This is a genomic window from Pseudogracilibacillus amylolyticus (SeqCode), assembly GCF_051918545.1.
GTDB lineage: Bacteria > Bacillota > Bacilli > Bacillales > Amphibacillaceae > Pseudogracilibacillus.
Genome location: NZ_JBPPZG010000151.1, coordinates 1 through 9662, shown reverse-complemented (window position 1 = coordinate 9662; position 9662 = coordinate 1). Strand labels below are relative to the sequence as shown.

General features: G+C 36.3%; 9 protein-coding genes. All 9 read right to left on the bottom strand.

Annotated elements, in window-relative coordinates:
* Positions 1–463: 463 nt before the first annotated feature.
* Positions 464–961 carry a 2-amino-4-hydroxy-6-hydroxymethyldihydropteridine diphosphokinase gene (folK, locus tag ACPYKA_RS15030; protein WP_479543029.1) on the bottom strand — a complete coding sequence of 166 codons (498 nt, stop codon included), beginning with the start codon at positions 959–961 and terminating at the stop codon, positions 464–466.
* On the bottom strand, positions 958–1323 hold the full coding sequence (gene folB / locus ACPYKA_RS15025) for a dihydroneopterin aldolase (protein ID WP_479543030.1): 366 nt from the start codon (positions 1321–1323) through the stop codon (positions 958–960). Before folB ends, folK begins: the two co-directional genes overlap by 4 nt.
* A complete protein-coding gene (folP, locus tag ACPYKA_RS15020) occupies positions 1316–2146 on the bottom strand; it encodes a dihydropteroate synthase (RefSeq protein ID WP_479543028.1) in 831 nt (276 codons plus the stop codon). Before folP ends, folB begins: the two co-directional genes overlap by 8 nt.
* 200 nt (positions 2147–2346) lie before the next feature.
* The gene (cysK, locus tag ACPYKA_RS15015; RefSeq protein ID WP_479543027.1) at positions 2347–3270 is read right to left on the bottom strand and encodes a cysteine synthase A; all 924 of its coding nucleotides are present in this window, start codon (positions 3268–3270) and stop codon (positions 2347–2349) included.
* Between the two features lie 177 nt (positions 3271–3447).
* On the bottom strand, positions 3448–4320 hold the full coding sequence (gene hslO, locus ACPYKA_RS15010; RefSeq protein WP_479543026.1) for an Hsp33 family molecular chaperone HslO: 873 nt from the start codon (positions 4318–4320) through the stop codon (positions 3448–3450).
* Positions 4321–4335: 15 nt separating this feature from the next.
* Entirely contained in the window at positions 4336–5112 is a 777-nt protein-coding gene (locus tag ACPYKA_RS15005; RefSeq protein ID WP_479543025.1) for a type III pantothenate kinase, read from the bottom strand.
* A 402-nt stretch (positions 5113–5514) separates the two neighbouring features.
* Positions 5515–7572, bottom strand: coding sequence for an ATP-dependent zinc metalloprotease FtsH (gene ftsH / locus ACPYKA_RS15000; protein ID WP_479543024.1), 2058 nt, complete (start codon positions 7570–7572; stop codon positions 5515–5517).
* Positions 7573–7707: 135 nt separating this feature from the next.
* Positions 7708–8244 carry a hypoxanthine phosphoribosyltransferase gene (gene hpt / locus ACPYKA_RS14995; protein WP_479543023.1) on the bottom strand — a complete coding sequence of 179 codons (537 nt, stop codon included), beginning with the start codon at positions 8242–8244 and terminating at the stop codon, positions 7708–7710.
* Between the two features lie 23 nt (positions 8245–8267).
* Positions 8268–9662, bottom strand: a 1395-nt coding sequence (gene tilS / locus ACPYKA_RS14990; protein ID WP_479543022.1) for a tRNA lysidine(34) synthetase TilS, incomplete at its 5' end; no start/stop codon positions are given.

Genomic DNA, 9662 nt, shown 5'->3' with positions numbered 1-9662 from the left:
ATTTCATATTCGTTATTTTAAATAAAAGCACGTCCAGTTCAATAAATCTATACTAAATCATAGCATATTTAAGTTACAATTGCTCATAACCACCGGGCACATGCATCATTTGTTGTAATTTTCGGCACTGGGGCGTGCCCTCCGCCCCGGCTCGCTAGGGCGACGAGCGCACCCTATAATTATATCAATAATGCTTACGTTTGTATGCTCATCAACAATTAGCGGCAAAAATCAACATTTTTTTCCACTGAATTCTGTAATTCACATCTATACATGACAAGTTCATCGTCTTTTCCAATTCACAATATCATTTCCGCACAAACGAGGTTCGCTTCAAGTTCTAGAACCGTTAAGCGAACAAATAATTACTAACTCTGGCCATTAAGACCAAAACTCCTTTATTTGTATCATCACATTTTCGGTCTTTAACATATGTTTACTCCAAACGTATAACAAAATTATATTAGTCTTTTTCCCATTTAACAACTTCTTTTTTGTCCTTAGCAGATAAGTTATCTAATAATTCATCAACGCTTCTACCTGTAGTCGGCATAATAATGTCAGGGGCAATTTCACATAATGGAACTAACACAAATGCACGTTTGTGTAAACGCGGGTGAGGAAGTTGTAAATTTTCTTGGTCGCTATATTCACTATTATAAAACAAAATGTCGAGGTCAATTGTTCTTGGACCATTTGTAAATGTCCTTTCTCTTCCTAATTGTCGCTCTATTTGTTGACAAACCCCAAGTAAATCATGACTTGTTAATGAAGTTTTGATTTTAATAACCATATTTAAAAATGGATCTTGGTCAGTATACCCTACAGGAGCAGTTTCATATATTGAAGAAGTTTTTTCAAGCTTTATATGCTCATTTTGCCTTAACTTGTTAATTGCTTCTTCTAAATATTGTCTACGGGGATCGATGTTGGACCCTAATCCAATATATACTGTATTCATTTTTCTCGCTCCCTATATATTTGTACCGCCACCGATTCATAATGCCCTGGTATCGGTGGGTCTGGCTTAATTACTTTAACAGTACAAGCCTTAAGGGTTGAGAAGGCGTTTAATAAAGCATCTGCAATTTCTTCGGCAACTGTTTCAATTAAATTTTTTGCTTTACCTTCTACAATATCTTTTATAATAAAGTAAACTTGTCCATAATCAATCGAATCATTCATATTATCTGTTTTTCCTGCCGTTTTTAAAGATGTCTCCAATTCTACATCTACATAAAATCTTTGCCCTAACTTTTTTTCTTCTTGATAAAGTCCATGGTACCCATAAAACTCCAGCTTATTTAGAAAAATCTTATCCAGAGATCCCAACCCCTTTTACCATCGCATCCATCATTTTCGCTAATTCTACTGTTCGCTTTACATCGTGTACACGAATGATATGCGCGCCTTTTGCAATACCTAAACAGGTTGTTGCTCCAGTTGCATTATCCCGATCTTTTGGCGGAATATCTAGCACTTTACTTATGAAAGATTTGCGGGATGTAGCTAATAATAATGGATAGGATAGTTGTTCAATAATTTTATCTAAATGTCTCATTACTACATAATTATCTTCTAATTCTTTTGCAAAACCAACTCCTGGATCAAGAATAATATTTTTATCTTTGACCCCAGCTCGCTTCACAATATCAATACTATCCTGTAGATCAGCAACCATATCCTCAATAAGCGATTCATATCTCTTATTTGTACGGTTGTGCATTAAAATAATTGGTACCTCATATGTTGCAGCAACATCAGCCATTTCTGGATCATGTTTAGCGCCCCAAATGTCATTAATTATTTCCGCTCCCGCTTCAATTGCTTGTTTTGCCGTTTCAGCTTTGTATGTATCAATCGAAATTGGGATACTGATCTCCTCTTTGAGTGCTTTAATTATTGGAACGACCCGTTTAATTTCCTCTTCCGCATCGACTGGGTCATGATCTGGTCGGGTTGATTCACCGCCAATATCAATAATATCAGCGCCTGCTTCTTCCATTTTTTTCGCTTGTAAAATAGCTTTTTCCAATGAATTATAGTTGCCACCGTCTGAGAAAGAGTCAGGGGTAACATTTAAGATACCCATTATATGTGTTCTTTCATTTAGATTGTATTTTTTTGATTTTGTTATTAACTCCATGATACATCTTCTCCCAAATGATCGATAATGAAATAATACATGTTTAGTTTACCACAAACGAAAAGAACAGTGACTCATTTTGCAAATCATTATAGAAAGAAAAATCTTTATCGATGTTTCCTAAATTCATTTAAACTCCACCCAAAAACAAAAAAGTAACACATCTCTGTGCTACTTTCAACTGAACATTGTTTATTAAATTAATCTTCAAATTGGTAAAGTGCTGTAGATAAATAACGTTCTCCATTGTCAGGGAGAATTGCCAATACTTTTTTTCCTTTACCCAACTCTTTGGCAACTTTTTTTGCAGCGGCAATAGCAGCACCTGCAGAGATTCCACCTAAAATTCCTTCTTTTTGAGCTGTTTCACGAGATGCTTCAAATGCTTCTTCATTCGAAATCTTAATTATATCTTCATAAATTTCTGTATTTAACACTTTTGGTACAAAACCTGCTCCAATTCCTTGAATTTTATGCGGTCCAGGTGAACCTCCTGATAAAACTGGTGAATCTACTGGTTCAACTGCATAGATTTTAACACCATCAAAATGTTCTTTTAGTACTTTTCCAGCCCCTGTAATCGTTCCGCCTGTTCCAATGCCCGAAATAAAGGCATCTAAACCGTCAGACATTTGGTTGACAATTTCTTGACCTGTTGTCTTGGCATGAATGGCAGGGTTTGCTTCATTATCAAATTGTTGTGGCATGAAATATCCATGCTCTTCTTTGAGTTGCTCCGCTTTTTCAATAGCACCCTTCATCCCGTTTGCACCTGGAGTTAAAAATAATTCTGCTCCGTAAGCGCGTAGTAAATTCCGTCTTTCCTGACTCATCGTATCTGGCATAACGACAACTAATCGATATCCTTTTGCTGCGGCTACTAGTGCAAGGCCAATACCTGTATTACCACTAGTTGGCTCAACTATCGTGTCCCCCGGTTTAAGTACACCTTCTTTTTCAGCACGTTCAACCATTGCAAGTGCAATACGATCTTTTACCGAACTTGCTGGATTAAAAAACTCAAGTTTTACATAAATATCTGCACTATCTTCATCTACTGTACGGTTTAATTTAACGATAGGTGTTTCCCCTATTAAACCAGTAATATCATTTGACACTCTCATTTAAACGCCTCCTAATCCATAGTAATTTTATAGGATTTATTAATAATATACCTTCCAACAACTGATTTGTCAACTGTTTTTATCCACTAGAATGCATTTTGTACCGAGATTATATTGTAAAAATTTTCATGTACAATTCATAAATAAAAAAACATTTTATGCCAACCTTCTTTTAAATCATTCTGCAATAAGTGCTTTTAATTCATCCTCTGAAAGATGATAAACTTCATTACAAAAGTGACAAGTTGCTTCAGCGCCGTGGTCTTCTTTTATCATTTGTTTAATTTCTTCTTCACCTAAACCTTTGATCGCATTTTCCATTCTTTCCTTTGAGCATTTACATTTGTAACGAACAGGTACTTTTTCATGAAATTGGACTTTTTCATCAACAAATAATTTTTGTAAAATTTGCTCCGGATTGTTCCCTTCTTGAATTAAAGTAGATATCTGTGGGAAACTTTCAATTCTTTTTTCAAGTTTAGTGACTAGTTCATCATCCGCTCCAGGCATAAGCTGTAGAATAAATCCACCGGCAGCTAGTACAGAGTGATCAGGATTAATTAACACTCCTGCACCGACTGCAGAGGGAATTTGTTCTGAAGATGCGAAATAATATGTAAAGTCTTCGCTTATTTCTCCAGAAACAAGCGGAACTTGTCCAGTAAAATAATCTTTTAGGCCTAAATCTTTTACAACGCTTAATGTTCCTTCAGTTCCCACTGCACGTCTGACATCAAGCTTACCGTGTTCATTTAAAGGAAAATCCACATGCGGATGCAAGACGTAACCACGCACGTCGCCTTTCGCATTTCCATCTGCAATAACTGCCCCTAACGGACCATTCCCTTCCACTTTCACAGTTAACGTATCTTCGCCTTTTAACATTGCACCCATTAAACTTGTAATTGTAAGTGTCCGGCCCAATGCAGCGGAAGCAGTTGCCCAAGTATCTTGCCTTTTCCTCGCTTCTTCAACCGTTTCGGTAGTGCTTGCTGCATAAGCGCGAACCATTCCGTCATATACAGTAGATTTTATAATATAATCTTGCATAAGTACCCCATTCCTTTAGTCCATAGTTTTATTTTGTCGGTAAATTTGATACAGTCCCTTTAATGTTAAGTGTGGTTCTATATACTGGATTGTTTCAGATTCTCTTGCAATTAAAGAAGCAAGACCACCCGTTGCAATGATGGTTGGGTCATTGTTCATAGATTCTCTCATCCGATTAACAATACCATCAACCTGTCCGACATATCCATAATAAACACCTGATTGCATAGCTTCAACGGTCGATTTACCGATAATATTTTCAGGTTTTTCAATTTCAATTTTAGGTAATTTTGACGCATTACTATATAACGCATCCATTGATATTTTTATACCCGGCGTTATAATGCCGCCATGATAAGCTTGGTGTTCATCAACATAACAAAATGTCGTTGCTGTTCCAAAGTCGATAATAATTAACGGTGTTTGAAACATCTCAATCGCTGCTACTGCATTTACAATACGATCAGCGCCAATTTCTTTAGGTTGAGGATATTTTATTTCAAGAAGTGTAGTTACTTGTTCCTTTCCAACTACTAATGGTGTTATTCCAAAATATATTTCACACATTTTTTCCAATGCTTTCATAATTGGAGGGACAACGGAGGATATAATAACTCCTTCTATCTCCGAAAATTGTATATGTTCAAAGTCAAATAGTGACTTAACTAAAATCGCAAATTCATCTTCTGTTTTATGGCGGTCCGTTTGAATACGCCATTCGTGTTTTAATTTTCCATGATCAAAAACGCCAAGTACAGTGTTAGTATTTCCAATGTCAAGTACAAATATCATATTCCCTTACTCTCCTTAGAAAACTTGGCTTATCCCCAAGCTTTTATGACAAAAACCAAAGTTGCACTTACGAGTGATTGACGTGCTAGTGACTTGCGCCTGAGACAAATCTTTACGGCGGGACGAACGAAAGAGCAAATGCCCTTCGATGGAACGAGTAAGCGCAGTCCCAGGACGCCCGCGCTTTTTACCAGTGAGCGAGTCAAGAAAGTTTTATACTTTCTTTACCTTCCAACATAAAACGTTAAATTTAATATACCATACAGGGATAGACCGGGTACAATTAATTAGCCTCATCTTTAATGTGAGAGTCACAGAAATAATGAAAACAATAATAATAATTTATTTGGTTACAGCAAAAAGACCTTCCATTCTGCGTAGAATGAAAGGTCTTCAAATAATTTACTCGGGTTTTTTAACATCATCAATGACGTCTGATGAATCATCATCGTCTTTATCTTTTCGTGTATTTGCTTTTTCTTTTGACTCTACATAACTGTCAGGTTCTGTATCATCTTCTTGTTTAGAATTAATATTTACTTTAACATCAGAATCGGAAGAGAGTTGCTCTTTATCCTCGTTAGTTACAACAGGCATTTCGCCATTGTCCGAAACAATATCTGGTTCAGGCATGATACCTTTTTCAAATAAAGATTGGATCTGATCAGCATCTAATGTTTCTACTTCAAGTAGCTTTTCAGCAATTAACTCTAATTTTTCACGATTTTCCATTAAAATTTGTTTAGCACGTTCATAGCATCCATTGATGAATTTCTGTGTTTCCGAGTCAATTGCATGGGCAATCTCCTCACTATAGTTCTTATCACTATTGATGTCACGACCCAAAAACACTTCATCACTTCCACTGCCATTAAACTGTGTAGGTCCGATTTTTTCACTCATTCCATACTCAGTAATCATCTTTTTAGCAATTCCAGTTGCTCGTTGGAAGTCATTGGAAGCTCCCGTACTTACATGATCTTTACCAAAAATAATTTCTTCTGCCACACGGCCGCCAAGTAATCCAGTAATCCGGTCAAACAATTCAGCACGTGTAACCATATAACGATCTTCTTTTGGAAGCATTACTGCATATCCGCCAGCCTGTCCTCGAGGAACAATCGTTACTTTATGAACAGTATCGGCATCATCTAAGACCATCCCAATAACCGTATGGCCACTTTCATGATATGCGACGATTTTACGTTCTTTCTCTGAAATAACACGACTTTTCTTCGCAGGTCCTGCGATAACACGGTCGATTGCTTCATCTATTTCTTCCATCGTAATGACATTTTTATCATGTCTTGCTGTAACTAAAGCTGCCTCATTTAGTAAGTTTTCTAAATCGGCACCTGAAAAACCAGGTGTACGCATGGCAATAGTTTTTAAATTAACTTCTTCTGCCAGAGGTTTATTTCTTGCATGAACCTTTAAGACTGCTTCTCGACCTTTAACATCTGGTTGATTAACAGGTATTTGTCTATCAAAACGCCCTGGACGAAGTAATGCTGGGTCCAAAATATCAGGACGGTTCGTTGCAGCAATCATAATAATTCCTTCATTTGCATCAAACCCATCCATTTCAACGAGAAGCTGGTTAAGGGTTTGCTCACGTTCATCATGTCCACCACCTAGACCCGCACCACGTTGTCTACCTACTGCGTCAATCTCATCAATAAAAATAATACAAGGTGCATTTTTCTTGGCATTCTCAAACAAATCACGAACACGGGAAGCACCGACACCAACGAACATTTCCACAAAATCAGAACCACTTATAGAGAAAAAGGGAGTTCCCGCTTCTCCAGCAACAGCACGAGCTAATAAAGTTTTACCCGTACCTGGTGGGCCAACTAATAGTACCCCTTTAGGAATACGAGCCCCAACCTTAGTAAATTTACGTGGATCTTTTAAAAACTCAACCACTTCCACTAATTCTTGTTTCTCTTCATCAGCACCGGCAACATCAGTAAAACGAACTTTAGCTTTTTCCTCATTGTAAAGCTTAGCCTTACTCTTCCCAAAGTTCATTACACGGCCACCACCGCCGCCACCTTGTGCTCTAGTGAAGATAAAGAAAAATATGAGACCGATGATTAAAAATGGCAACATCATCGTCAAGAAATTTACAAAGGCACTCGGCTGTTCTTCTTCTTCAACTTTTAACACACTTTGCTCAGTAGCTACGTCAGTTATCGTTGCAATGATTTCAGTATTATCAGGAACTTGAACTATAAACGGTTGCTTATCTTTCTCAAGTATACCAGTAATTCTTATAATTTTATTTTTAGGTTGCATCGTCATTTCTGCGATTTCACCGTTATCTAATGCTTGCATAAATTGTCTTACATTATATTCTTCAGCCTGTTCATTTTGACCTTTAAACAAGCTAATTACACCAATTAATACGAGAAAAATAAGTGCATAGAAAAGTATATTCCGAAAAATTCGGTCCATTTAGAAACCTCCTCCCAAGCGAGAAAACTATATTACATAGTAACATAGAAAAAAGTGTTAATACAACTAATTACTCTTACTTAAATCTGTTTTTCCATGTTATTTTCTTGATGTATTTTTTAACATTAAAATGACTTATTCATAAACTTCCGGCTTCAGGATACCAATATATGGAAGGTTGCGGTATTTCTCATTATAATCTAGCCCATAACCTACAACAAAAGCGTTCGGAACTTTAAAGCCAATTATATCTGCTTTAATTTTCGCAGTTCTTCCACTCGGCTTATCCAGAAGTGTAACAATCTTGACGGATTTAGCTTTGCGGTATTTAAATAAGTCTACTAGGTAACTCAAAGTTAGACCACTATCAATAATATCCTCGACAATAAGCAAGTCTCTTCCTTCCACTTTTGAATCAAGGTCTTTGATTATTTTTACTTCTCCAGACGATCGTGTACCACTTCCATAACTGGATACATCCATAAAATCCATTTCAACATATGTATCAATATGACGAGAAAGATCTGCCATAAATGGAGTAGCACCCTTTAGAACACCGATTAACAACGGAAATTTATCCTTATATTCTTCCGTTAAAATTTGTCCGATTTCAGCACATTTATTTTTAATTTCTTCCTCGGTAATTAGTATTTCTTCAATATCGTTTTGCATTCTCTTCCTCCTTTTCCCACAGTTTAGTCTTTTGCTATGTATTCAAATAATAAATAGTTACTTTTATGGAGCATCTCCGGTAAAACTGCCTTCTTCATACCGATCAACCAAATAATTTTATCTGTATTATCTGCAACTATGTAAATATTATCTCTTTCATTACGAGGTACTTTTTCATCAATTAAGATATCCTTTATTTTCTTACTCCCTTTGAGACCTTTATAGCGCATACGATCACCAGGCCGTCTTGTACGGATGTGAATCGGAAATGTGAGTTGTTCCTCTAGACAGACATATGTATATTTATCATGATTATTCTCTAAAAATTTATCAACACATGTTATAGATACTATTGCACCATTTGGTAATGATATTCGGGCAGGAATTTCACTAATCTCCCGATAAAATTCCTTACTCGTACTATTTTCTTCCTTGAAGTAAAAAAATAAGTTACCATAAGACCTTTCAATAAAAAGTTGCTTTGGGAAATGGACAACCTTATTGTTTTCTTCTTCATTTATTAATGATAAAAAGATGGATTCATGCATATGTGTTAACTGATCCGGCATCCCGTCAGCATACAGATAGTCTAATGTTAATCGAAATGCCCGTCTTTGTAAAGGTAATGGATAGCTTTTAAACGTGGAGATCCATAGGCTTGCCTTTTTACTATTTTCGTTAAACGTAATAACTTTTTCAACAACCTTTTTTGCTTCGGAAATTAAATATTGCTCATCTTCTTGTAATGACTCACTTAATAGTTGCATTGTTGTATGCAAATTGCTGTTTCTTTCTTTTAATTTTGGCACAATAGATTTCCGAATATCGTTACGAGTATAATATGGATCGTGATTAGTGGAATCTATTCGTGGGTGAATATCATTTTTCTTACAATAGTTTTCAATTTCTTTTTTTGTCACACAAAGTAATGGTCGAATAATTTTACCATTTGAAAAATCCCTAGTCACAGGTATTCCCGTTAAGCTATGTAAATTTGTCGTTCTAGCAAGTGACATAATTAGCGTTTCGATTTGGTCGTCACCATGATGCCCAAGAGCCAAATAATCAGCTTGAAGTTGATTCATTTTTTCTCTAAAAACTTCATAGCGCAGTTTTCGGGCAGCAACTTGTGTGCTGACCTTAAATTTCTTTTTATATGCCGAAACGTCAACAGCGGATGATATAAATGGAATAGCCCATTTCTTGCAAATCTCCTTCACATAATAAACATCTGCTTCGGAATCTCCTGGTCGCAATTGATGATCCACTGTAACAGCGTGAACGTTTAAGTTCCAAGCCTCTCTCATTGTGTATAACAAATGAAGGAGAGCCATCGAGTCTGGACCACCTGAAACTCCGATAAGAATAGTCTTATTTTTTTCCATAAGTTGATGGTCGCAAATAAAGTCTACTACCTT

Excerpts from the sequence above, each read along its gene's own strand:
- hpt (WP_479543023.1), bottom strand. The coding sequence starts at position 8,244 with ATGCAAAACGATATTGAAGAAATACTAATTACCGAGGAAGAAATTAAA.
- cysK (WP_479543027.1), bottom strand. The coding sequence starts at position 3,270 with ATGAGAGTGTCAAATGATATTACTGGTTTAATAGGGGAAACACCTATC.
- ftsH (WP_479543024.1), bottom strand. The coding sequence starts at position 7,572 with ATGGACCGAATTTTTCGGAATATACTTTTCTATGCACTTATTTTTCTC.
- folK (WP_479543029.1), bottom strand. The coding sequence starts at position 961 with ATGAATACAGTATATATTGGATTAGGGTCCAACATCGATCCCCGTAGA.
- ACPYKA_RS15005 (WP_479543025.1), bottom strand. The coding sequence starts at position 5,112 with ATGATATTTGTACTTGACATTGGAAATACTAACACTGTACTTGGCGTT.
- folP (WP_479543028.1), bottom strand. The coding sequence starts at position 2,146 with ATGGAGTTAATAACAAAATCAAAAAAATACAATCTAAATGAAAGAACA.
- hslO (WP_479543026.1), bottom strand. The coding sequence starts at position 4,320 with ATGCAAGATTATATTATAAAATCTACTGTATATGACGGAATGGTTCGC.